Below are 26454 nucleotides of genomic sequence, written 5' to 3' on the forward strand. Positions count from 1 at the left end.
AAAACTCTTCCCCAACCCTTACAACCTAATTCTTACTTGGTTTGAGTGCCAACAAGACTTCTAGTTGACTAGTGGATTTGTCGGGGCTAGTGGCGGTTGCAGCCAAACCACGAATCGAATTTAGAAGGGCTGTAGTCTCAGGTGGAATTGGTCTACCTTGGGCAGCGAAACGATTAACTAAAGATACAGTTTTATCCATATCTAAGTAGAAGTAACCACCGTTAGGTTGTTGCAATGAACCTGTAACAGTTTTAAAGGTGTTGCTTTGATCGAGTGATGAGCTTTTGTTAGCTGCTAAAGCGTCAGCAACAGGGCCACCAAGTGCTAAAAAGACGGTATCTTGATCTAACCAACCATGAGCTAATAATGCTCCTTGCTTGGGTATTTGCCATTCTGTGACATCTTTACCGCTAATTTTTCTGGTGGCGATGTTGATTCTTTGGGCTTTGGCTAAGTTGTCAAGTTTTATAAAAGTGGCTTCTGCGGTTTTGCGATCGCTGGTATCAAATACAAGCGCACCACCAAAACCTACACTGGCTAACACACCTTGATTAGAGGGAATCGCCCCAACGCCAAATTCTCCATCCATCCAGCCAAAAATTTCTTTATCTAAGTCAATATTGGCGAATTTTAACTGACTGCGGACTTGTTGTAGGGTTTGCTGAACTTCTGGATAGTCTTTTGACTGTTCTACGAGTGTTTGCCAACCGCGACTGATACCATTACCACTAATCAGCGCAAAGGTATCACCAGGAAATTGTGCCAATATCTTAGCTGGTGTGTTTTGATACTGAAATTTGTTTAGTTGCGGATCTAAATTAGCGATCGCTTTTACCCGCACTCCCATATCATCTATACCGACACCAGCCACCATTGATTTTACTTGTTTCAACTGTGACAAAGTTTGTGGCGGTAGTGCTTTACCCTGATTGCTGGCTGCTGCTAATTGCTGTACCATGCCTGCATAGTCCGGTACATAAATTTGCGCTAGGGTATTTTGCAAATTTACACTCTTGCTGATAAGGTTATTTGCCCCTTCTTTATTAGCAAAGGAAGGTTGCCCTTTTAAGGTATCAATTGCTTTTTCTACAGATTGTTTTTCTGGAGCTAATAGCAAATAACTATTATTGACAACTACATTATATGTTGGTCTTGCATTTTCTATTGTTTCGGTAATCTTTTCACCTTTATAATCATATTCTTTACTTTGTACACCTTTTTGACTTTTTAATTTATTGGCAAAATTCAAAGCAGCAAGTTTATCTTTGATCCCTACCACCATTAAAATATTTGTTTCTTGTTGTAATTTTGTTGAGGGCTTGGCTGTATTTCCAGGAGTTGGGAACTGAGCCGGTTTAATCGTACTGGGAGGTAACACGGCAAACATTACACCACCAACCCAAGGCTTGATATCTTTTTCGTAAGAAATATCACTGCCCTTAAACATATCTTTGTTCAAGTCTTCTAGAGTTTTTGTCAGCAGCTTTTGAGCTTCTGGTGTGCCGAACTGCTGCAATTTTGACCAAGCTTGAGCATCAGTAGAAATATATGTAGCCATCACTGCTGATGCTGGAACTAATTTAGCACTACCTAAAGCACCGGAAATATCTCCAGCAGGCCCTTTAGAAAAATAAGTGTAAACTGCTATACCTCCCACCACGGCGACAACTGCACCAATGGCAGGAATTAAAAAATTTGTCTTACGTTCAGGCATTGTTACTGTCCTCTTTTTCTCAGATTTTTACTGAGGTTAGTAAAAACGTCATTGTTGAGTTCGCGGAATTATGGATAAATTTCACTAAGTATTCGGTTTATACTGATAAAATTAGTGAATCTATACATATAAGTTGACAAAAAACTCCAAAAAAATACTTCAAAGAAATGAGATGCAAATCCGTAAATGCTAGGTTATTCATCTTGAGAGATAGCTTGTGGGAAAGAGGCAGGCTATCCTAAGCTAATAAGAAAATTTGCCGAGTATTTATACTCAAGGAAAAATCATCAAAAATATCACCACAGAAGATTCATGAGAATCTCTCACACAATTGCAACGATCGCATATTCTCTATCCGCTGTTTGGATGAGCAAACATTACCGATAGCATTATTCTCGTAAACTTACTTAGATTTTTTAGGATTACAAGGTCAGTCAGCATCAATGACACATTCCTATTTTGATACAGATAATAACGGACACAAATCTTTTGAGTTACCAGGAGCCAGACCACACTATAATCCAGATCGCCCTGGACAGGTAGAGCATATTTTTCTCGACTTGCACTTAGACATCCCTAAGCAAAGTTATCACGGTAGTTGTAGTATTCGTTTGTCACCGATTCGCTCTGGAATTGACCGTTTGCTACTGGATGCAGTTAATTTAAATATCCAATCTGTGCAAGTGGATGAAGTGGCGCAAAAGTTTGACTATGATGGCGAACGGCTGGCGATTAAGCTTGACCAACCCACAGAACTGGGTAAAAGGATTTTGATTGCGATCGCCTATTCAGCCGAAAAACCCCAACGCGGTATCTACTTTATTCAACCAGACAAACACTATCCCCACAAACCCACCCAAGTCTGGACTCAAGGCGAAGACGAAGACTCCCGTTTTTGGTTTCCCTGCTTTGACTATCCCGGACAACTCTCAACATCAGAAATTCGGGTACGTGTCCCTAAATCATTAGTCGCCATTTCCAACGGTGAATTAATTGATACATCTGAAGAAGGTTCCGAAAAAATTTACCATTGGTCACAACAGCAAGTTCATCCCACATACTTAATGACTCTGGCTGTGGGTGACTTTGCCGAAATTCGAGATGAATGGAAAGGTAAACCTGTCACCTACTACGTTGAAAAAGGCCGGGAAGCCGACGCGAAACGCAGTATGGGGAAAACTCCCCGCATGATTGAATTTTTGAGTGAAAAGTATGGTTATGCTTACGCTTTTCCCAAATATGCTCAAGTTTGCGTTGATGACTTCATTTTTGGCGGGATGGAAAATACTTCCACCACCTTATTAACAGACCGTTGTCTTTTAGATGAACGCGCCGCTTTAGATAACCGCAACACCGAAAGTTTAGTTGTTCACGAACTAGCGCATCAGTGGTTTGGCGATTTGCTAGTAATTAAGCATTGGTCTCATGCTTGGATCAAAGAAGGTATGGCTTCTTACTCCGAAGTGATGTGGATGGAACAGGAATATAGTGCCGCAGAAGCAGCATATTATCGTTTATTAGAAGCGCGGAGTTATTTAAGCGAAGATAGTAGCCGCTACCGCCGCCCTATGGTAACTCATGTTTACCGCGAAGCCATTGAACTCTATGACCGTCACATCTACGAAAAAGGGTCTTGTGTTTATCACATGATTCGGGCGGAATTAGGAGAAGAATTATTTTGGCACGCCATTCAAACATTTGTCCAAGATAATGCTCATAAAACTGTGGAAACAGTAGATTTACTCCGCGCCATTGACAAAGCCACAGGACGAAATTTAGCTTTTTTATTCGACCAATACGTTTATCGTGGTGGTCATCCTGATTTTAAAGTGGCTTACGCTTGGGATGGCGATGCAAATTTAGCCAAGGTCACAGTTACCCAAACCCAAGCCGATAACAATAGCAGTAAAAATTTATTTGACCTGAAAATCCCTATCGGTTTTGGCTACAGCACTCAGCACTCCCCATTCACCACTTTTACAGTCCGAGTACACGAACCCGAACAAACCTTCTACTTCCCACTGTCAGCCAAACCAGATTTCATTAGCTTTGATGTCGGCAATCATTTCTTGAAAACTGTAACCTTGGAATATCCTGTTCCAGAGTTAAAAGCACAGTTAGAATTTGACCCTGATCCAATTTCCCGCGTCTACGCAGCTGCGGCTTTGGCGAAAAAAGGCGGTTTGGAAGCGACCAAAGCTTTATCAACCTCATTGAAAAACGATCCTTTTTGGGGTGTGCGGGTAGAAGTGGCGAAACAACTAGCAGAAGTCAAATTAGATCAAGCTTTTGATGGGTTAGTTACTGGATTAAAAGATAAAAGTCCTTATGTGCGCCGTGCTGTTGTGAATGCACTGGCGACAATTAAAACCTATGACAGCTATAAGGCTGTGAAAGAGGTCATACAAGAAGGAGATCGCAGTTATTATGTAGAAGCTGCCGCTGCCCTCGCAATTGGAGCGATCGCAGCTGCTAATCTAGATGAAAAGCCCAAGGAAGAAAAAGTCATCAAGCTGCTGAAGTCGGTTTTAGAAGAAAAAGCAGGCTGGAATGAAGTTGTCCGCAGTGGCGCAGTTAACGGTTTAGCAGAACTCAAAACTTCCGAAGCAGCTTTAAATCTATTGCTGGAATACACCAAACAGGGAGTTCCCCAAGCCTTACGTTTAGCGGCAATTCGGGCTTTAGGTAAGATTTCCGTCGGCCAAACTCCTGTTAACCTAGAACGGATTTTAGACAGATTAACAGAACTCGCCAAAGAAACATTCTTTTTAACCCAAGTCGCCGTAGTCACAGCTTTGGGCAAAATGGAAACACCCAAAGCAATTGGTATTTTGCGATCGCTTGCTGAACAAACCCCAGATGGTCGAGTACGCCGCTATGCTGACGAAGAAATTGCCAATGTTCAAAAGCATATCGGCCCAGAAACTGCATTACGCCAATTGCGCGAAGAACTCGACCAACTCAAACAACAAAACCAAGAACTCAAAAGTCGTTTAGAAAATTTGGAGGCGAAATCTAAGTAGAACTTGGTTTACTACTGTATAAAACAAATGCGATCGCGTTGATCAAATTAATATCGCGATCGTTTTTTTAATTGATGACAAGCCCTAGGAAAAATCGCTCCTTAATAATTCTTTAACTATTAACAGTTTGTTTTCGCCCCATTTGCGGGGATTTTTTGTACTTTTATAAAGTATAATTAAGAAAAAGATAAAAAAGTTAGGCAAGCACGGTAGGCTTTTATCGCCGAGTGTGTACCCGAAAAAAAATAAAGTTTAATAGTTTTTTATAAAAAACTAAGGTTATCCTCAACAAGCAATTAGCTTGTATGTCGGGATGCCAAAAGAACAACAGTGTAGATTTCCCAGTTGAAGAGGCAAACAAAAGCGTGGGTCAGTATCAACCTGCTCAGCTAAAGCGGTACAATCCAGAAGCGATCGCTCGTCACTATCGTTACCGCCCCTGGTTAGCATGGGGACGCTTGCTGAGAATAATCTGGTCTTTTGCTGGATTCATTTTGAGTCTAAAGTGGGATGAATGGCAAGATCAAGTAGAGCAGAATCGGGGAAAGCGAGCTACCCAATTACGAGAACTGCTCACTAGCCTAGGCCCCACCTTCATTAAAGTCGGTCAAGCCCTCTCTACCCGGCCTGACTTAATCCGCAAAGATTTCTTAGAAGAATTGGTCAAACTACAAGACCAATTACCCCCCTTCGATAATGCGATCGCTTACGCAATAATCGAAAAAGAACTCGAATGTGCCATATCAGATGTTTACAGCGAATTATCTCCATCACCGGTCGCTGCGGCTAGTTTAGGTCAAGTTTACCGTGGTCGTTTGCTCAGTGGTGAAGAAGTAGCAGTGAAGGTACAACGTCCCAACCTACGTCCTATTCTCACCTTAGACCTTTATTTAATGCGGTGGGCTGCGGCTTGGCTGGCACCTTGGCTACCCCTAAATCTTGGCCACGACTTGACCTTAATTGTTGACGAATTCGGCACCAAGTTATTTGAAGAAATTGACTACATCAACGAAGGTCGCAACGCCGAAAAATTTGCGAAGAATTTCCGTAACGACCCCCAAGTCAAAGTCCCAGCAATTTACTGGCGTTACACCAGCAATCATGTTTTAACCCTGGAATGGATTAACGGCTTCAAACTCACAGATACGAAAAGTATTCGCGCCGCTGGATTAGACCCAGAAGTAATTATCCAAATTTGTGTTACCTCTGGTTTACGACAACTGCTAGAATTCGGCTTTTTCCACGCTGACCCCCACCCTGGCAATTTATTTGCTATGCCCGATGGTCGAATTGCTTACATCGACTTTGGCATGATGGATCAGTTAGAAGAAACAACCAAGGAAAATTTAGTAGATGCCTTAGTCCATCTGGTCAATAAAGACTATCTCGATTTAGCCGCCGATTTTGTCAATTTGGGTTTTCTCACTCCCGATACGAATATTTGCCCCATTGTACCGGCATTAGAAGCCGTATTGGGGGATGCTATTGGTAAGAATGTCGGAGATTTTAACTTCAAAACAATTACCGATGAATTTTCGGAATTGATGTATGAATATCCTTTCCGAGTTCCTGCCAAATTTGCGTTAATTATTCGTTCGTTGGTCACACAAGAAGGAATTGCCCTCAGCCTCAACCGGAATTTTAAAATTGTAGAAGTTGGTTATCCTTATGTTGCCCGACGCTTACTCACTGGCGAATCTCCCGAATTACGGCGACGTTTGCTGAACGTCTTGTTTAAAGATGGGAAATTTCAGTGGCAGAGGTTGGAAAATTTAATTGCGATCGCCCGTACAGATGGTAACTTTGATGTATTACCCACAGCCCAGATGGGACTGCAATTCTTGTTATCAGAAGAAGGTAAATTTCTGCGGCGACAATTAGTATTAGCCCTGACAGAAGATGACCGCCTGCATACCGAAGAAGTGCAACGCCTGTGGGATTTAGTCAAAGATGATATCAAGCCTAATCGTTTATTAGATGTTGCGATCGGCTTGTTAACAGAGTTTTCTAGAGAAGGTGTAGCCGCCATTTTACCAAAAGCTACAGCCTTGGCTAATCTGGGAAATTCTACATCAGGTGTAATACGTTGAAAGGAACAATTCCAGTCTTAGATCAGGAGGTACTTTTACCTCCTATTTTTTGACTAGTAAATTATTACAAAAAAATTTCTCCCCTTTAATATACTTTGGAGTTTACATGTACTATTTTCCCGAACAACCGCCTTATTTGCTCCTAGCCGTTGGGTTATTTATAGCTGTAACTTCTGGCTTTGGTTTAACAGGAACACTCAAAGTGATTGTACAGAAATGGAGCAAAGATAGCACAGAAAAATCTGAACCTAGTTTTTATTCTAGACAGTTATTAGTACCATTTTTAGGCATAACCTTTGGCATTACTCTCTTTCTTTATTCCGGTTTAGCAATCTTTGGCTTTCCTAGCTTACTTGCCTTGGGAGTTGGTTTACCACTTGGTTTATTAACTTGCTTGCTTTTATGGTTGCAGTTGAGCAGTATGTTGAGTTTTGCCAAAAATAACGGAATGCAAGCCCTTGATTTAGATTCTTGATCTTAGACAAAATAAAGCTACATACTATACTGGTAAAATCATTCAATTAACTGCTCACTGTAACTGTGATTATTTAGTTAACGGGGCAGTTTTTTACATAAACTTCAGAAACATCTAGACATAATTATGATAAATTTCAATATAATTACTGATATGCAGATATTTAAAAGCCTAATAGGATAAGTGAATTCATGGTGAACCTAAAAGCATTTAATAAAGTCGGTTTATCCAGCAGGAAGCTCTACCAAATACACCCAAGTGTCTTGCTCTAGCTAACTTTTGTTACTACTTTATTACATGCCTAATTACTTAAGTCAAGATTTATGCTTTTGCATCCTTGCTTTTAGAGCTAAATATCGTATTTTAGCCAAAGAACTTGCTAGAACTCTGGACAAACACTCTCCAGGAACTACATTAGTAATTGGCACAGACCAACCTGAAGAATTCCAAAACTGCTCTAATGTCTTTGCTTTTAAGTTAAAGCAAACAGGCATTTTGCATTGTTATCATGACAAGCGATTTGTAATTCAAGCAGCTTTAAACAAGTTTCCCACCGCTATCCAAATTGATGCAGATACAACAATTATTGCTGATATATCTCCAGAAATTCCCTATTTAGAAGGTTTGGCCGCAGGACATATAGAAAACATCGTAGAACACGCACAGAAATATAACCCAGAAAGATTGACATATCTTCAGAAAATAGCAGATAAGCTATATTTATCTTTAGAGAATGTTAATTATGTTGGAGAATCTTTATTTGCCGTTACCGCAGATAGCAAAAAATCTGGAGACTTTATCAAATATTGGGATTTCATAGCGCGTTATTTAGAAATACATGGAATTCATTCTGGTGAAGGTAATGCTATTGGTATGGCAGCAGCTAAAGCCGGATTAAAAGTATATAATCCCACCTGGCTAGGTAAGATTAATTCAGTCAGAAAACATCTAGATGCTTCTGATCGTAAATCTCAACGGACACAATGGGATATTCTGCAAAGAAAATTGGCTTATCATTACCGTTTAAACAAAGCCAGAATTCTTTCCTTGAAAGACTTTGATTTTTTCTATAGCTAGTTATTGTTGAAAATTAAGACTTAGGATATAGAGTTTCCTCGTCTACTGTAAAAATTCTCTGCATAGTGATTACGAACTACAAATTACAAATTAGCAGCACAAGAAGCCGGATTAAGTAATGGACTATGGGGTGTAACAGTTGATGCTTGTGCAACTAAAGTCACATTACCTTTACTATCTCTCACCCACCCTTGGGCGGGGATAATTTGAGTTTCTTGATTGGCAGAATCTAATTTTTGTTTACTTATATGATGAGACAAATAATTGGCGCTATTGTCACGTTCACCATTGAGAGTAATCCAATTTACTAAGACTGAATCATCCATAAAAGGTTCTGTGGGACTGGGTACAATTCCCCCCCTACCTGTGGCGATAAGAGAACCTTTTTTGAGTTTACTCCCTGGTTTACAATCTGCGGCAATTTGACGGGAAGCATCAACTGGTTCTGCGGGGAGTTCTAATAAACCTCGACTAGGGTCAACATCAGGAGTGTTGATTTGAATAGTACCGTTTAATGAAGGGTTTTGTTGCGAAAAGGCAGTAATGTCGCTGGTGGGGAGTCGGTTGGGGTTTAGTTGTCTAGAATCTTCAGTACCTAATATTTGTACTAAGTCAGCGCGAGTGCGTGGCTCAAATCCAAATAAACTATTAGCGTTGATCATAATCCGACCACCAGCACCAGAAAAAGCATTGGCTGTAATGTCGTTATTGCCTTGGGGAGTAGCGACGAGAAAACCATTGGGTGCATTGATAGTAATATTACCGCCGTTTCCTGGTGCGTTGGCTGTACCTGCATTAGTTGAGATTTGACTATTACGGCGTAGTAATAAGACATTCCGCACTTGTAGCAAGATATCTCCGCCTCTACCTGTTAAACTGTTAGATGTTATTTGCCCTCTGTTGTCTAGCAGAACAGACTTAGCGTTGACATTAATTGCACCTGCTGGCCCTAAACTATTTGGATTGCCAAGATATACTCCAAATCTTGGTATTCGACTACTAACATTGATTAAAGCACCATCTCGAATAATTATTTTCCCTGTTGTTACTGTCACCTCTCCAGCCTTAGCAGAACCTAAAGTGCTAGAAGACAAACTACTACCAAAGCCATTAGGTAAGGCTCCAATTAGTTCTACGGACTCAGAAGCGTTGATAGTTAAATTTCCTGCGTCTCCTGTAGCTGGTTGGAATGTAATATTTTGGGGAGGAACAAAAAAACCACTAGATTGTGTTGATATCTGCGCCCCATCTTGAACTAGCAACCGTTGGGTATTGATGTTTATATTGCCAGAATTTCCTTCACCACGAGTTGCACTAATTAATAAACTAACTTGATCAAAATTAGTATTTGCTAACGGAGAGCTACCAATTAATTGCACAGATTCAGCAGCATTAATAAATAAGTTTCCTCCTCTACCCTTTCCAGATGTAGAAGTATCTATTTGTGCGCCCTCTCGAACAATTAATTTGCTTGCATTAATAGTTAAATCTCTACCGTTGATACTACCTGTAGTCCGACTGATCAAAGTTACAAGATTCCCAATTAGTTCTACTGTCTTACCTCTTACCTGGATATTACCACCACCGTCACTACTGACATCTACAGTAGAGGGAATCTCAGAACCACCGACAATTCGTTCAAGTAGTTGAATGTTTTCAAAATTCTGAACTTTCTCATATCCTAATATCCAACCTTGGTTAGTAGACTGAAGGCTGACAAAACTATTACCAGCAACACTTCCTAACTCAATTTGTCCCGACTTTGCTGTTAAGTTCCCACCTTCTAGTGTGATGTTACCGCCCACAAGTGCTAAAGTTTTGCCAGTTCCGACTTGTAAACCTACAGGTTGTTCAAGAATATTAATTGCATTATTAAGCCTAGCTTGAGATTGATTGCGGATAGTAGCTGCATTCCGCCCAAATTGTAAGCCAATGGGAATATTGATTGATAATGTGGCTATTGTTTGTGGTTCTGTAGCACTAAAATTTTTACCATCTGCAAAGTTAAGACTACTGGCTGTAGTCGCTAGAAATGAACCACCAATATCTAATGCAGCATTTTGTCCAAATACAATTCCGTTGGGATTAATCAAAAATAAGTTAGCCATCCCTTCTGCTTTGAGAGTGCCATTGATATCAGAAATTGATTGACCTGTTACCCTAGTAATAATGTTTTGAACGCCTGCACTATTCTTAAATGCAGCTATAGCTGCATTTGTTAATGAAAACTTTTCAAAACTATGAAACAGATTGCTACCAGCAAGCGTACCACCTGTAATTGTTGTAAGTTGATTGTTAGTTGTAACTTGTGAATTATTTGGTAAAGTTGTATCTGGAATAACTTGGGAATTTGCGGAGTCTGCACAAACAAATATGACACCACCTATTACAATTCCCAAACTTTTAAGCTGGAAGGCAAGATTATCCATATTTACTGCACCCATCGACAATAACCCTAGATTGACGAAATTATATCAATATATCTCTCTAAAAATGAAATACGCGTTATTTGGAGGTTTGTTTATTTTAAAATATATCCTGTCTAGAACTCAATAGGCTTCAGTTAAGATATTCCTACCGATAGCGACTTCCTTAAAAAGGGGTTAAAAGGAAAAATTGCCCTGCTTTTTCAGAGTTTTTGGGGATATCTTCAAGAATTAATCATACTAAACCGAGAATAAAGGTATCAACTGTCTTGAAAATCAGGCGATCGCTATATCTATATTTTTCTCCTGCATCAATTCAGATTGCAGTCGCAGTGTTAAATAATTCACAAATAAAAAGCTCCCCAGCTTTTCAAAGAAGCTGGGGAGCTAAAGCCTGGTAATTTTACCAAATCGAATAGGATTACTAAGAAAAGAGATTCGCTACAGGTTAACGAAGTGATATTTGATTAGTGAGATAATCTTAATGGAAATTTGTAAACACCACTAGATTATCTCCCTATTAAATCTTAAAAAGAATCGATGAAAATTCTATTAGCAAGCAACCCATTTGCCATTAACAAAACAAACATCTGCTAGTTGTTTACCAGGCAGTTGTGCAGTTGGTTCTGTGGTTTCTGGGTCAATCAGATCTTGATTAATTTCAATATCATTAGTGTTGGTAGTGTTGTCTGCTTCTAAAGCAAGAATTTCTGCCGCTACATCGTTTTCTGGTAGAATACTTAAGTCGTCGGTGTTTAGGCTTTCTTCTGTTGGTAATGGTTGTGTATTTTGATTTTCCATGATGGCTTTCTTTCTAGGTTAATTTTAATAAGAACTAGTCGTTTTGCTCTCTTGTTATTAGCTTCAGTATGACTCTCAGGAATTACGCACAAATTTACAAAAGTTTATATTTTTTCTGTAAATTACTCAAAACCCGGCAAAATTGAGAGTTTCTAATTTCTCAAGAGGTGTAGAGTGGGTAAGTACCCATCTACAAAAATCTATTTTATTGATTGATAAGATCGCCAAATTAAGCTTGTCGATATGCTCCTGGTTGCCCATCTTGGACAACGAAGGAAGCTAGGGTGCTGATAGAAGCATTGGGGTCAACGATGCTAGAAACTGCCCGATAATCACTTTGCCACTGTTTGGGAGTGACTTGGCAACGGACGTAACCGCGAAATGCACCATCGAAAAATTTGGTATGGGGATTACTTCTCAAGGCGGCTTGTACGGGTGCAATAAATGAGGTGGGAAAGTCGGAGGTAATGGAAGTACCGACGAACTCAGTTGCCACAGTTACGGAAGCAGGATTATTAAAATCAAGTTTGATGTCGTGTACCCAACTGGAATGGATATCACCTGTAATCACTACAGGGTTAGAAGGTCGGCGATAGTTGAGATAGTTCACAATTCGATTACGTGCGGCTACATAACCATCCCATTGATCTAAGTTGAATAATCCGATTTCTGGGCGAGGGTCAAAATCAAATTGAGCAAACATTGTCTGCTGGGCAATAATATTCCAACGGGCGCGGGATCGGTCTAAACCGTTGAATAGCCAGCGTTCTTGCAGTGAGCCTGTCATTGTGGCATTTTCGTCATAGGCTTGCACACAACGCAGCTGGAGTCCATCATTACAAGGTTGATCTGTGCGATATTGACGGGTATCTAAAACGTGAAACTGAGCTAAATTCCCATAATTCAAGCGCCGATAAAGTTGGAGGTTCGCACCATTAGGAAAGGAAGACAAACGCAATGGCATGTGTTCGTAGTACGCTTTATAGGCGTTAGTGCGGCGTTGGGCAAAGATTTCTGGGTTGACGTTATCTTCAGAAATTAAGTTGGCGTAGTTGTTTTCTACTTCATGGTCATCCCAGGTGACTATCCAAGGAAAGGCTGCATGAACCGCTTGAAGATTTGGGTCAGTTTTATAAAGTGCGTGGCGATCGCGGTAGTCGGTCAGAGTCATAATTTCTGGGCTATTATGCTGACGTGGCCCGTTAGTTTCTGGCCCATACTCGTAAATATAATCACCCAGATGGACAACTAATTCAATATCTTCTTCAGCTAGATGGCGGTAGGCGGTGTAAAAGCCATTTTGCCAATCTTGGCAAGAAACAAAAGCATAGTTTAGTTGTTTGATGTAACTATGGAATGCTGGTGCTGTCCGAGTTCGTCCGATGGGGCTAAGTTCATTCCCGACGCGGAACTGATACCAATACCAACGGTTAGAGTCTAAACCTTGCACATCAACGTGTACTGAATGGGCTAAATCTGCGATCGCTAAAGTTTTACCACGTCGGACAACTTTTCGCATATTCTCATCTAGAGCGACTTCCCAGTGTACCACCACGTTTCTCGGTGGCATTCCACCACCATTCAGAGGGTCTGGTGCTAACCTTGTCCATAACACCACACTATCTGGTAATGGGTCGCCAGACGCTACACCCAAGGTAAAGGGATAGCTAGAAAATCTCGATGTTGCTAATGCTGGTTTCCATTGGCTGGTTAATGCTAAACCTGTAAAAAATCCCGCACCCAGTAAAACACTCCGCCGTTTATAACGATTTGATAATAGGCGATCGCAATTGATAAAATCCATATCCACCCTTAATTAATTTGCTGCACAAATGCGATAAATTTATCAACCGACAATCAAGTACAGATTAAGAAAATATTAAAAATGTGAAGGATAAAGTCTAAAACTTTAGTCAGTAGGAACCGCCAGATTAATGTTCGACCAAAAGGAAGCACCATTATTAGATGCCATAAAAAGATGCACAGTCAAATCTCACACGCCGTTTTATACTCCTGGACATAAGCGGGGTCAAGGAATATCGCCAGTATTAGCTGATTTACTGGGCGAAAAATTATTTCGGGCGGATTTAACCGAATTAGCTGAGTTAGATAGTTTGTTTTCTCCCCAAGGTGTAATTCGAGCCGCCCAAACATTGGCAGCAGAGGCATTTGGTGCTTCACAAACATGGTTTCTTGTCAATGGTTCTACCTGTGGCATTGAGGCGGCAATTCTCGCTACCTGCGGTACAGGGGATAAAATTATTTTGCCGCGCAATGTGCATTCTTCTGCGATCGCGGGTTTAATTCTCTCTGGGGCGATACCAATTTTTATCAATCCCGAATATGACCCAGTTTTTGATATCGCCCACAGTATCACACCAAATACACTAGAAGCTGCTCTACAACAGCATCCTGATACTAAAGCGGTGTTAACAGTTTATCCCACATATTACGGTGTCTGCGGAGATTTAGCTGCGATCGCCCACATTACCCATCAATATAATATTCCTTTGTTGGTCGATGAAGCCCACGGCGCACACTTCGCCTTTCATTCTGAATTACCAACCTCAGCTTTAGCTGCAGGTGCAGATTTAACTGTGCAGTCAATTCATAAAGTCCTCGGTGCAATGACACAAGCATCGATGTTACACATTCAAGGAGAGAGAATAGATAGCGATCGCATCAGTAAAGCTTTGCAACTAGTTCAGTCTACCAGTCCGAGTTACATACTTTTAGCTTCTTTAGATGCTGCACGTCAACAAATGGCGCTAGATGGCGAACAACTCATGTCTCGCACTTTGCAGCTTGCAGATATAGCGCGAACCAAAATCAGCCAACTTACAGGGTTATCAGTTTTGCAGCCACAATTATCACCCGGTTTTAGGGAATTAGATCAAACTCGGTTAACAATTAAAGTCAGTAAATTGGGTTTAACTGGGTTTGAGGCAGAAGAAATCTTAGATGAAAAACTAGGTGTGACTGCGGAATTTTCTTCCTTGCATAATTTGACTTTTATTATTAGTTTAGGAAACACTGTTAATGATATTCAGCAATTAATTCAAGGTTTTAATCTTCTGTCCGAGAAGTATCTTTGTAACAGAGTAATTATTAAGCCTGCACTGGGGCAGAACTTTGCTGAGTATACTATGCAGATATCGCCGCGTGACGCTTTTTTTGCCAGTAGTGAAACCTTACCAATAGAACAAACAAGCGATCGCATTTGTGCCGAAATTGTTTGTCCCTATCCTCCCGGAATCCCGGTTTTAATGCCAGGAGAAATAATTACTACAACAGCTTTAATATATCTGCAACAAATTCAAGCAATGGGTGGGATAATTAGTGGATGTGCAGATTCAAGTCTGCAAACTTTAAAAGTTGTTCAACGTTAAGGCGCTTTTCTATGATAAGGGGTGGAAATGCCAGAACACGATCGCCTGTTCAAAGAATTACTTTCGACTTTTTTCATTGAGTTTCTGGAGTTATTTCTGCCGCAACTTGCCAGTACAATAGATCCCAACTCGATCCGCTTTCTACCCCAAGAATACTTTGCTGACCTCACCGCAGGAGAAGATAAAGTAATTGACCTGCTAGTAGAAGTACGACAAGCAGGAGAAGAAGTTGGGTTTTTAGTACATATCGAAACCCAATCTTACGCCGAGCGAGAATTCAGCCGTCGGATGTTTTTCTACTTTGCACGGCTGTATCAGAAATATTCGCAGCGTGTTTATCCGATTGTGGTGTTTTCCTTTGATCAACCATACCGAGAAGAACCTCATAGCCACATAGTTGAATTTCCCAACTTGAAGGTATTGGAATTCAACTTCACAGCGATTCAACTCAATCGGCTGAACTGGCGTGATTATCTAAATCAAGCCAATCCAGTAGCAGCAGCTTTAATGGCAAAAATGCAGATTGCAGCATCAGACCGACCGAAAGTCAAAGTCGAATGTTTACGACTTTTGGCAACCTTAAAGCTAGATCCCGCCCGCACTCGCTTAATTTCTGGGTTCGTTGATACCTATTTACAGTTAAACCAGCAAGAGGAGCAAGTGTTTCAAGAGGAGATTGATAGACTGGAAATGAATAGCCAGGAGGATGTGATGGAAATTGTCACCAGTTGGATGAGACAGGGTATTGAACAAGGTGCCGAGCGAGAAGCCAGATCGCTAGTTTTGCGATTATTAAGCCGCAAGGTGGGAGAATTGCCGGAGGAAGTGCGATCGCAAATTGCTACTTTATCTCTACCTCAACTGGAATCATTAGGAGAAGCCTTGTTAGATTTTTCCCATCTGTCTAATTTAACTGATTGGCTCAAACAAAACTGATCAAGATAGCAATAGCCCAGGTGCTTAAGACATCCTTTTAACGCTGTCCTCCATAACCTATTTTTGAAAAAACTGTAGCTACTGCGGATGATTTGGGAATACTCAACGAGAGTGGGTGTGAGGATCAGGAAGTGGTAGAAGAACGGGCATATTGGTTAGCTTGGGCGCAAATTTCGGGAATCGGCCCGGTTTTATTGCAACGGCTACAAGAGCATTTTGGCAATTTATCTACAGCATGGGCAGCTAGTAAGGCTGAATTAGGGGAGGTTGAAGGTTTTGGTTTGCAAACCTTGAACAAAGTAATCAAAATGCGATCGCAGTTACATCCAGAACAGTTACTGAACCAACACCAGCAAGAAAACCCCAATTTCTGGACACCAGCCGATGCAAACTATCCTCGCTTACTACTAGAAACACCCAGTCCGCCACCAGTTTTATACTATCGAGGTGAAGTTGATTTACAAGAAAATTTCGGACAAAAGCCGATGGTGGGAATTGTCGGAACCCGCCAACCTTCTGATTATGGTATTCGTTGGACTCGCCAAATTAGCACAGCTTTGGCACAAAATGGTTTCACTGTTGTTTCAGGGATGGCGGAGGGAATTGATACAGAAAGTCACAGCGCCACTATCAAAGCTGGGGGACGCACCCTCGCAGTTTTAGGAACAGGTGTAGATGTAATTTATCCCCACAAAAATCGAGATTTGTACAAGCAGATTTTAGGCGCAGGTTTAGTTTTAAGTGAATATCCTGCCAAAACCCCACCTGACCGCGCTCATTTCCCCCGACGCAATCGAATTATTGCAGGTTTAAGTCGGGCAATTTTGGTGATGGAAGCACCTTTAAAATCTGGTGCATTAATTACTGCTACCTACGCTAATGATTTTGGCAGAGATATCTATGCACTACCAGGAAGATTAGATGATTACCCGTCTCAAGGTTGTTTAAAGTTAATCTCCCAAGGCGCTTCTATAATTTTTCGAGAATTAGATGAACTATTAAGTTTGTTGGGTGCAGTCCCAAAACTAGATACAGTCGCTACTTCCCCAACTACAGAAAAGTTAAGTTTGCCGAATTTATCACCGCCAATGCAACAGATTATTGATGCGATCGCCTGCAATATTTTATCTTTTGATGCGATCGTCCAAACTACAGGTATTCCCGCTAGTGCTGTTTCTGGTTTTTTATTACAACTAGAACTGATGGGTTTAGTCTCCCAACTCCCAGGAATGCGGTATCAGAAAAGTTAAATTTAAATTTTTCTAACTACTTGATGAAGTGGATTCTTCTGGCGCTTTGACTATTCTTCTACCCCAAGGTTTCAGTACTGAAATGCCGATGATAGCAAGTACACAACAAGTTTGAATTGCACCGCCGATGAGAACTCCTTTGATATCAAATGTATATAATGGATTACTTAAGGCTTGCGATCGCTCTACATCCGAAATACTCGTAGCTGCATTTAACCAAGGCCCTAGCCAAACAGTTCCCGTACTAATCAAAGTGACTGTCGCAATCCATTTGACAATTACCCAGTAATGTTTGAAAAATCCCCAAATCGTTAACCAACAAAGCAGCCCGCCTGTGAGTAAAGATAAATTGGCGGAGGGAATAATTACAAAATCATCCAGCAGTTTTAAAGCCGCATTAATCGCATATAGTTCATCACCATTAGTAGTATGAGTATTTTTCAGTGCGATCGCTACCATACTCAAAGCCGTACCAAACCAAATGCTCCCAGATGCAACATGGGCTGAAAGTAACCAGTTTTTCTGCTTAACGTTAAGCTTGGGCATAAAGTCTCCAGATTTATACCAATTCACGGAAAGTATGATGTGCCGAAAAGAATAAGTTAAAAACGAACAGGGTAGCTAGGGTGTATGAAATTAGAGATAAAAGAATCAGAATAATAATTGTATAAAATGCTGAGTGAACAAAAAAAACAGCATTAGGAAAAGAAAGAGTACAAGCGTTATATCTATATAAAAAGTAAACAAGTAGAAATTATAGCAGAATTGGCGAAAATATTGGCAAGGGAAAGAATTACGCTACAAAAGCGGCTAAGATTGTACATTATAATGTCAAGTCTTAGCAATTTAGGAGTTGCTCAAGAATTGTTTTATAACTTTTTTTTATTAAATCTTAGTGTTGACTAATGACAGATAAATTTAGATGTTATAGTTCTAAACTTCGATGTAATTTTGACACAAATTGGATTTGTCGTTACCAACATATTCAATAGACTTGTCCGAAAACATTTTGCTCTTTTCATCCCCAAAGTCTTATTTTTGCGTTCAGCCATAATTAGTATTTCATCCCAGTTATAGTTCGTTTAACGCTTTCACCGTAAGCTTTTTATTTTTTGTGGACAAGTCTATTGTAAAAAACTAGAAATTTGGGCTTTATTGACTCATAAATTCATAAATATATGTAATATACAAGGTTTTCAGGTAAGTCTGTATTTGCACGAAATACAACTTTTTCAGTATACAGAAATAAATAAAATAAAAAGTATAGATAATTTCCGTGTAATTCACCCTGATATTTAGAGTTTTTCCGAATATCATTCACTAACGCTACACATCTCATCTGTGCGATCGCACAATGAAGAGTAGGTCAATGTTAAAAATTGTCGTTATGACAAGACAGAAGGTGAGGCAGCCCCCGTCTTGGCGGTTTCCGTCGTTCGCGTAGCGTCTCCGTCAGGAGATGGGGGACTGCCGAACCCGAAGGGCAGAAGGGAAGAGAGTTTTAGATAACTTTACTTTTCGTTACATACTTCTGTTTATTTGAAATTTTCTACTTAGAGGATTTTGTCAACCGTATTCAAGCATTTTTAACCAATAATCATAATTAAAAGAAAAATTTCTCTTTTTTAAGCTAATGCACTATTAATTGCCTCTTCTTGACCAACTAAAGATAAGTACGGTACTTCCAAATATCGATTAGCGGCGGCTTTGGCATCTTCCACACTCACAGCAGCAATTAGCTCTTGAAATTGGCTGTCAAAATTAATGCCTAAGCCTAAGATTTCATACCATCCGTAAATTTGAGCAATTTGTCCGTTAGTTTGTTTACCTAAAGCATATTGTCCGAGAATTTTATTTTTCGCAGCTTGGAAGGCGTTGGCTGAGACTTCTGTAGTACAAAGTAAATCAACTTCTGTTCGCAGTCCTTCGACAGCAATGGTGGTATTTTCTGGGGCTGTACCCATGTAGACGACAAAGGAACCAGGATATAACCTCGTTGGGTAAAAAGCTGAGACTTCGTAAGCTAGACCGCGTTTTTCTCGCAATTCCACAAATAAACGACTGGATAAGCCATTGCCTAAGTAGGTAGAAAGCAGTTTGAGTGGGGCATAGTCTGGAGAATTGACGGCTGCACCTAAATAACCCAACATAACAATTGATTGTTGTGTTTGTAGCGGCTTGAGTAGCTGTTGTGGGTTAACGAGAATTTCTGGTAAATTTAAACCTGGTTGTGGTTGTGCAGGTACTTGCCAATCACCAAACACTTGCTCTACTAATGTAACGGCTTCTGTTAAAGTAATTCTGCCAGCAATACTCACCACCAAATTATCTGGACGAAAATAAGTTTGGTGATATTGCACTAAGTCTTGGCGGGTAATGCGACTCATTGTCGTTTCATCTCCTAGCAATGACATAGCATAGGGATGATTTTGATATATTGCCCGCCGCATTTGCTCAAAAGCTAAAGTAAAAGGCTGTTCTTTTTGGGAGCGAATATCTTGTAAGGCTAACCGCCGTTCTAATTCTACCTGTTCTTCGGGGAAGGTAGGCGATCGCAAAATTCGCCCTGTCAGCCCTAATATCTCCGCAAAGTCTGAGGTGACTGTCTTCAACGACAACAAAAAATAATCTGTAGAGGTATCTGCACTCAAACTAGCCCCTACAGATTCTACTTGTTCGGCAATTTCCAAGCTAGAAAGCCCATCACAGCCTTTGGTCATGACTGCGGAAAGTAAATGTGCTAATCCCGCCTGTTCTCGTTGTTCGTAACAACTACCAGCCCGGAGAAAAATTCGCCCTGCAATAATATCCGCCGCTGGATTTTCCGCCACCAACACAACAATGCCGTTGTTGAGTACAGTGCGATGAATAAAGGAGTGAGAAAGGGAAGGTTTTACAGTTGTCATTTGTGAATAGTCAATAGTCAATGGTCAATAGTCAATAGTCTTTATGCGCTTCCACCTTCCTGTTTCCCTGCCTTTTCTAGACAAAAATCTGGACTAACATGGTTTCAGGATAGTCACTGCATAATTTTGCGGTGAGAGATACTGTTTAGCTAATTGTTGCAGTTCTTGGGTAGTAAATGACTGAATTTGCTGCGGATAAGTTACCGCCACTTCAGCTTGGGCAATAGTGTTGTAGTAACCATAAAGTCCTGTTAGTTGATTGGGCGTTTCTGTCGAAAAGGCATACTCATTACATAACAGCCGACGCATTCTCGCTAATTCTTGTTCGGTGATGCCTTCCGTTTGCAAATCATGTAAATGGTTGCGAATTAAGCACTCAACTTGTTCAAGATTTTCTGGTTCTAACCAAGCAGTGATAGTAAATAAACTGGATTCTTTTTGGAGAGAAAAATTACTACAAACTCCATGTACTAATTGCTGTTCTTCCCGCAAGTCACGGACTAAGCGAGAGGTGCGTCCTTCTGTTAAAAATACAGATAACACATCTAAGCCGTAGGCTGTGCGGAGTTGATCAACTCCCGGTGCAGTCCACGCCATCAGCAACCGTGCTTGTTCCATTCTGGGTAAACACAGTTCTTGACGTTGGATACCTTGAATTACTGGTTGTGTTATGGGGATTGATGGTGGACAATTAAGCGGTTCGGTAAAATTAGCAAATGAGCAATTCACCAATTCCCAGGCTTTGGCTTGCTCAATGCCACCAACAACTACTACAGTCATGTTTTCTGGCTGATAGTGAGCGCGATGAAAACAGCGCATATCATCGGGTGACTGCTGCATAAGTTCCATCTCTGTACCCAACACCGAACGTCCATAAGGATGGTGCTGATAAATATTTTTGATGAGCGACTGAAATCCCAGCCAGTCAGGATCATCTTGACAAGAACGAATTTCTTCTAGCACTACATCCCGTTCGCGCAAGAATTCACCATCAGGAATTGACGCATTTACTAGTAGTTCTGCTAGACAAGGCAAAGTATCTGCTAAGTAGGGTGCAGCTGTTGTCACACAGTAATGAGCATAGTCGTGACTGGTTGCTGCATTGCTCACACCACCACGATTTTCAATTTTATGATCAAAGTCTCCAGGGGCGAGTGTAGCTGTCCCTTTAAAAATCATGTGTTCTAAAAAATGAGCCATTCCAAACCACTGTTCTGGCTCTCTGGCTGCTCCAGCACGCACCCATACATCCGCCACAACTACAGGAGTAGTCGGAATCTCTTGATGAATAAACGTTAAACCATTGTCGAGTCGAAAAATGGAGGCTGGAAAACCCGGATGAATTAATTGTTGTGACAATTTTTTGTAGATTTAACCACAATTTAACGTAATTTTGCCATCTTAACTCTTAACGAAACCTAAATTAGAATCATTTGCTACAGATTAAAATTTATTAATAATTTATTCTGTATGGCTTAAAATTATGACTATCCCTAAAGTTAGAGAGTAAAGCTATATTCCCAGATTTGTTGAATCAAGTAGCTTTTATGCTAGAAACTTTTCTAGACAATTATCTGGTAAATTGCAGGGTGGAAAATGGGCGATCGCACTGAGTTTGAATCGCACAAAATATAACCTTTCCGTAGAATGATAAGCTGTTAATTAGGGCTAAGGTCATTAATAAATGGAGAAAGCAGTAACGCTAGAAGATGCGCTTGCTTTGGTCAAGCAACTTTCATTAGTAGATAAAATACGTTTGATTGAACAAGTTGCACCTCAAATTGAAAAAGAGTTGATTACAGTTCAGCCGCAACAGCGAGCTTCCTTAAGAGGAATTTGGAAGGGTAGTCACATCACAGAGTCAGATATTGCTGAAATAAGACAGCAAATGTGGTCAAACTTTCCCCACGAGGATGTTTGATGACTGATTTGGTAACTGATACCCATGCTTTGATTTGGTATTTAGAAGATAGTCCAAACCTCAGCACTGCTGCTAACCAGGCTTTTGAAAGATTAAAAGTAGATGACTCTATCAATTGTTAATATTTGATATTATTTCTTTTGTTATTTCTTCTTCAGAGATAGTTAGTTTTTCCAGTTTTTTCCTTTCACTGGCACTTTCAGTATTTAATGGAGGAAGATTTACAATTATAATAAAATAAGTTTTTCCGGCAAATGTAATTTCATTAGTTAATTTTACATTTTTATTTTTTGTCACGATATTTATTTCTATATCATCCATGTTAAAGATTAATAAATATCCAATTTGTTTATTGAAATCATTCGTATAACTAACTATTTGTGTGAATCCGCTTATTATCCTATCTTTTCTATAATTCTTGCTTCTATCAAAGATTTTAACTTCAAGTACCAGAGGGTCATTAGTATGTAGAAGACTTACGACATCAGCTTCTCCTGATGGTGAAGCGACTTTAGCAAATGGATAATCGATTCCTTGATCAAATAAAAATAGTCTTAAATGTTTATCTAAAACATTCTCTTGTCTACCTTTATTATTTTCATACATTAAGCGAAGTTCTTCTTTTGAGAACCATTCACATCTCTGCTTATATTTTTCTAACAAATACAAAACTGAACTAAATTGAGTAATTTTGTCTTGAATATAATACACTAATGGGTCAATATACTGACTAACAAATAAACTTGGACGTTCAAGTGGCTGTGTACTACCATTAACTACAGCAGGAGTTAAATATAGAGGTGTATTGTCTTCCTGCAAGAGTTTTAATAAATTGTAGTGATACATAGCACGCTCGCTATCATCTATAAATTTTTTATTTTCAAATATAGAAAAAAGCATTCCACCTCTGAGTACATCCTTACATTTTTCTCTAGGATGAACTTCTAGCAAATCAGCTTTTGTTTGCAATTCTAATAAAATAGAATTTATGATTGACTCCTTTTCTAAGCTAGATAAAAAAGAATCTAATTGTCTATTTAGCTGCTGATAATGTACATTAGCTATTCTATTTCTCCATTCCTGGATTTTAGTAATTAGAGAATTAGTGAGATATAACATAATAATTACCTTAAATAAAATTATTTCCACCAATAAATTAGACTTATTATAAAAGTCATGATTTTCACTTTTCCTTTGCGTCTTTGCGCCTTTGCGCGAGGTAAAAATATATCTATGACACTAGTTTTTCATTGCCGGATATTGTTGTAACACCTGTTGTAAATATTGCCCAGTATAAGATTTAGGATTTTTCGCCACATCTTCTGGTGTGCCCACTGCAATTAATTCTCCGCCTTTATCGCCACCTTCTGGCCCTAAATCTATTACCCAGTCAGCGCAACGAATCACATCTAAATTGTGTTCAATGACTAAAATCGAATTACCTTTATCTACTAATCTTTGCAAGACATCCAATAATTTATGGACATCATAAAAAGATAAACCTGTTGTCGGTTCATCGATTAAATAAAGTGTCTTTCCGGTGGCGCGGCGAGATAATTCTGTGGCTAATTTAACGCGCTGTGCTTCACCACCAGATAAGGTAGTTGCAGGTTGTCCGAGTTGAACGTAACCTAACCCAACATCAGCTAAAGTTTGCAGTCTTGTAACTGCTTTGGGAATATTTTGGAAAAAGTCTAAACTCTCTTCAACTGTCATGTTGAGAACATCAGAAATAGACTTATCTTTGTATTTGACTTGCAAAGTATCGCGGTTATATCTTGCACCTTTACAAACTTCGCACTGGACGTAAACATCAGGAAGAAAGTTCATTTCAATGACGTTTACACCTTGTCCGCTGCAAGCTTCACAACGTCCACCTTTAACGTTAAACGAAAATTGTCCTGGTTTATAACCTCTAGCTTTGGCTTCGACAGTTTGGGAAAACACATCACGAATTACATCAAAAACACCTGTATAAGTTGCAGGGTTAGAACGGGGTGTGCGTCCTATGGGAGATTGGTCAATGACAATGGCTTTATCAACTGCATTTAAACCTTGAATTTTTTCTAATTCTTTTGGCAAAGGTACTTTTTTGGTTAGGTGATGTTGTAGAGATGGGTAAAGTAATTCGTTAATTAAAGTTGATTTACCTGAACCGGAAACACCAGTGACAGCAACAAGTTTACCGAGAGGAATTTCGACATCAATATTTCTTAAGTTGTTGCGATGGGCGTTTTTAATTATTAAACTTCTCCCATTACCTTCGCGGCGTTCTTTTGGTGTTTGAATTACCTGTCTTCCTGATAAGTATGCGCCAGTTAATGATTTTTCTGCTGTGAGTAGTGCTTGTAAATCGCCTTCAGCAATAATATGTCCGCCATGAATTCCTGCACCGGGGCCAATATCAACTAAATGGTCAGCAGCCCGGATGGTTTCTTCATCATGCTCAACTACTATTAAAGTATTACCTAAATCACGTAATCTAATTAAAGTTTTGAGTAATCTGCCGTTGTCTCGTTGATGTAAACCAATACTTGGTTCGTCTAAAACGTAGAGAACTCCTGTTAACCCAGAACCAATTTGTGTGGCTAGGCGAATGCGTTGTGCTTCACCACCAGAGAGAGTCATGGCGGGACGGTCGAGGGTGAGGTAATCTAAGCCCACGTCTAATAAAAATTGCAATCTAGCTCGGATTTCTCGTAAGACTAAATCAGCAATTTGTAATTGACGATCGCTCAATTTTAGCTGATCAATTCTTTCCTGGGAATCTCGAATTGATACGCCTGTTAAATCTAAAATTCCGTATTGTCCCAACCGCACCGCTAAGGCTTCTGGTTTTAAGCGTTTTCCACCGCAGACTTCACAAGGTTGGTCAATTAAATACTGTTCTAATTTTTGTTTAACTAATTCTGAACCGCCTTCATATTGACGCTGCAATATAGGCAGAACACCTTTAAATTGGGTTTTGGCTGTCTCTTTGTTTTTCTCTTCCCCATTTAAAATAATATGCCGTTGTTCGTCGGTCAGCTTGCTCCAATTGGTTTGTAATTCAAAGCCGTGTGCCTGACCTAAACTATAAAGCAATTCCAAATAGTAAGAATTATCTTTTTCTGACCAAGGTGCGATCGCGGCGTATACTGGTGCTTCAGCGTCAGGTATAACTAACTCTGCCGAAAATCTTCTTAAAGTCCCAAGACCATGACAGTGCGGACACGCGCCATAAGGAGAGTTAAATGAGAACAAGCGCGGCGATAACTCTTCCATCACCGCCCCATGTTCGGGACAAGCGAAGTTTTCGGAAAATACCATTTCTTCTTCTGGCGCTTCTGGATTCTCCGTAATCGGAGTGACTAAGATTGTTGCAATACCACCAGACTGTTTGAGACACGTAGATAAAGAATCAACCAAACGCTCTTGAATTCCCTCTTTTTTCACCAAGCGGTCAATTACCACTTCAATAGTGTGGTTAAGATTTTTATCTAACTCAATCGAATCTGACAGTTCCCGCACTTCGCCATCAACCCGCACTCGCACGAAACCTTGGGAAGCCAAACTTGATAACAGCTTGCGATGTGTCCCTTTTTTACCGCGCACTACAGGCGCAAGAATTTGGAATTTAGTGCGGTCTGGTAAAGCCATGATGCGGTCTACCATCTCATCAATGGTTTGGGGTGCAATACAGCGATCGCATATTGGACAATGGGGTTCACCAGCCCGACCAAACAATAGCCGCAAATAGTCGTAAATTTCTGTGACTGTCCCCACAGTAGAACGGGGGTTATGGGATGTTGATTTCTGGTCAATGGATATCGCCGGACTTAAACCTTCAATCGCTTCTACATCTGGTTTATTTAATTGTCCTAAAAATTGTCTGGCGTAAGCACTCAGCGATTCGACATAACGCCGTTGACCTTCCGCAAAAATTGTATCAAACGCCAGTGAAGATTTACCTGAACCTGATACACCAGTAAATACTATCAGGCGATCGCGTGGCAATTCCAAGTCAATATTTTTCAGATTATGCTGTCTAGCACCCCGAATCCTAATGGTATTTTGGCTATTGTGATGAGTGTGGGGAAGATGGCCATTCAGGAGGGATGGGGCTAACTGATTATCTGACATATTGGCAGGCTGATAGTGAGAGGCAGTATGAAACAGTTCTTAATAATACTATTTTTACTCTGCTTATACTAGAACAATAGTACTGTTTTAAGTAGGGATTGCCCAATATCTCAGACTACAGATATCTTGCCACGCTAATTGAGGGAGGAAATCTAAACGCAAAGTGGCGCAAAGGTCAGCACAAAGTTTGTTTGATTCTGCTTGCTGCGAATTTAAGCAAAACTGCACTAAGTCCCTTGATAATCGCTTTAATGATTCGCGCTATTTATAGTAATAAAATCTGATTATCAGTTACTTTATTTCGACAAAGTTTGTCTATCTGCC

Annotated in this window: 18 protein-coding genes; 9 read left to right on the plus strand and 9 right to left on the minus strand. The window is 40.1% G+C overall.

Annotated elements, in window-relative coordinates:
* Positions 1–25 precede the first annotated feature (25 nt).
* The gene (locus tag NOS7107_RS14465) at positions 26–1714 is read right to left on the minus strand and encodes a DUF3352 domain-containing protein (RefSeq protein WP_015113722.1); all 1689 of its coding nucleotides are present in this window, start codon (positions 1712–1714) and stop codon (positions 26–28) included.
* A gap of 443 nt (positions 1715–2157) precedes the next feature.
* Here NOS7107_RS14465 and NOS7107_RS14470 point away from each other — a divergent pair, with 443 nt between their 5' ends.
* The 4 genes from NOS7107_RS14470 (at position 2158) to NOS7107_RS14485 (ending at position 8379) form a co-directional block, all read left to right on the plus strand.
* The gene (locus NOS7107_RS14470) at positions 2158–4737 is read left to right on the plus strand and encodes a M1 family metallopeptidase (RefSeq protein ID WP_015113723.1); all 2580 of its coding nucleotides are present in this window, start codon (positions 2158–2160) and stop codon (positions 4735–4737) included.
* A 365-nt stretch (positions 4738–5102) separates the two neighbouring features.
* A complete protein-coding gene (locus NOS7107_RS14475) occupies positions 5103–6827 on the plus strand; it encodes an AarF/ABC1/UbiB kinase family protein (protein ID WP_044500806.1) in 1725 nt (574 codons plus the stop codon).
* A 106-nt stretch (positions 6828–6933) separates the two neighbouring features.
* Positions 6934–7302, plus strand: coding sequence for a hypothetical protein (locus NOS7107_RS14480; RefSeq protein ID WP_015113725.1), 369 nt, complete (start codon positions 6934–6936; stop codon positions 7300–7302).
* A gap of 297 nt (positions 7303–7599) precedes the next feature.
* Entirely contained in the window at positions 7600–8379 is a 780-nt protein-coding gene (locus NOS7107_RS14485; protein WP_015113726.1) for a hypothetical protein, read from the plus strand.
* An 83-nt stretch (positions 8380–8462) separates the two neighbouring features.
* On the opposite strand, the gene NOS7107_RS14490 is transcribed toward NOS7107_RS14485, so the two are convergent.
* The 3 genes from NOS7107_RS14490 to NOS7107_RS14500 form a co-directional block, all read right to left on the minus strand.
* Entirely contained in the window at positions 8463–10808 is a 2346-nt protein-coding gene (locus tag NOS7107_RS14490; RefSeq protein WP_044500808.1) for a filamentous hemagglutinin N-terminal domain-containing protein, read from the minus strand.
* A gap of 549 nt (positions 10809–11357) precedes the next feature.
* A complete protein-coding gene (locus tag NOS7107_RS14495) occupies positions 11358–11606 on the minus strand; it encodes a hypothetical protein (RefSeq protein WP_015113728.1) in 249 nt (82 codons plus the stop codon).
* Between the two features lie 229 nt (positions 11607–11835).
* Positions 11836–13410 carry an alkaline phosphatase gene (locus NOS7107_RS14500; RefSeq protein ID WP_015113729.1) on the minus strand — a complete coding sequence of 525 codons (1575 nt, stop codon included), beginning with the start codon at positions 13408–13410 and terminating at the stop codon, positions 11836–11838.
* 130 nt (positions 13411–13540) lie between these two features.
* Between NOS7107_RS14500 and NOS7107_RS14505 the strand changes: the two genes are divergently transcribed.
* From NOS7107_RS14505 to dprA, 3 genes are all read left to right on the plus strand, one after another.
* Positions 13541–14995: an aminotransferase class I/II-fold pyridoxal phosphate-dependent enzyme gene (locus tag NOS7107_RS14505; protein WP_015113730.1), complete on the plus strand. Its 1455-nt coding sequence runs from the start codon at positions 13541–13543 to the stop codon at positions 14993–14995.
* A gap of 27 nt (positions 14996–15022) precedes the next feature.
* Complete coding sequence (locus NOS7107_RS14510) at positions 15023–15931, plus strand: DUF4351 domain-containing protein (RefSeq protein WP_015113731.1); 909 nt, start codon at positions 15023–15025, stop codon at positions 15929–15931.
* Between the two features lie 131 nt (positions 15932–16062).
* On the plus strand, positions 16063–17181 hold the full coding sequence (gene dprA / locus NOS7107_RS14515; protein ID WP_015113732.1) for a DNA-processing protein DprA: 1119 nt from the start codon (positions 16063–16065) through the stop codon (positions 17179–17181).
* Between the two features lie 12 nt (positions 17182–17193).
* On the opposite strand, the gene NOS7107_RS14520 is transcribed toward dprA, so the two are convergent.
* From NOS7107_RS14520 to NOS7107_RS14530, 3 genes are all read right to left on the minus strand, one after another.
* Entirely contained in the window at positions 17194–17727 is a 534-nt protein-coding gene (locus NOS7107_RS14520; RefSeq protein WP_015113733.1) for a hypothetical protein, read from the minus strand.
* A gap of 1079 nt (positions 17728–18806) precedes the next feature.
* A complete protein-coding gene (locus NOS7107_RS14525; protein WP_015113735.1) occupies positions 18807–20087 on the minus strand; it encodes a pitrilysin family protein in 1281 nt (426 codons plus the stop codon).
* Between the two features lie 93 nt (positions 20088–20180).
* On the minus strand, positions 20181–21446 hold the full coding sequence (locus NOS7107_RS14530; protein ID WP_015113736.1) for a pitrilysin family protein: 1266 nt from the start codon (positions 21444–21446) through the stop codon (positions 20181–20183).
* A 325-nt stretch (positions 21447–21771) separates the two neighbouring features.
* On the opposite strand from NOS7107_RS14530, the gene NOS7107_RS14535 reads away from it, so the two are divergent.
* Together NOS7107_RS14535 and NOS7107_RS29695 are read left to right on the plus strand one after the other, a co-directional pair.
* Positions 21772–22008 (plus strand): hypothetical protein, encoded by a 237-nt coding sequence (locus tag NOS7107_RS14535; protein WP_015113737.1) that lies wholly within the window; start codon positions 21772–21774, stop codon positions 22006–22008.
* Positions 22008–22130, plus strand: a complete 123-nt coding sequence (locus NOS7107_RS29695; RefSeq protein WP_015113738.1) for a PilT protein domain-containing protein — start codon at positions 22008–22010, stop codon at positions 22128–22130. Before NOS7107_RS14535 ends, NOS7107_RS29695 begins: the two co-directional genes overlap by 1 nt.
* Here the strand turns inward: NOS7107_RS29695 and NOS7107_RS27340 are convergent.
* Both NOS7107_RS27340 and uvrA read right to left on the minus strand, forming a co-directional pair.
* Entirely contained in the window at positions 22120–23127 is a 1008-nt protein-coding gene (locus NOS7107_RS27340; protein WP_015113739.1) for a hypothetical protein, read from the minus strand. The genes NOS7107_RS29695 and NOS7107_RS27340 overlap by 11 nt on opposite strands.
* Positions 23128–23247: 120 nt before the next feature.
* Positions 23248–26130 (minus strand): excinuclease ABC subunit UvrA, encoded by a 2883-nt coding sequence (gene uvrA / locus NOS7107_RS14545; RefSeq protein ID WP_015113740.1) that lies wholly within the window; start codon positions 26128–26130, stop codon positions 23248–23250.
* Positions 26131–26454: the final 324 nt, after the last annotated feature.

Origin of the sequence: Nostoc sp. PCC 7107 (assembly GCF_000316625.1) — a bacterium.
Classification (GTDB): Bacteria; Cyanobacteriota; Cyanobacteriia; order Cyanobacteriales; family Nostocaceae; genus Nostoc_B.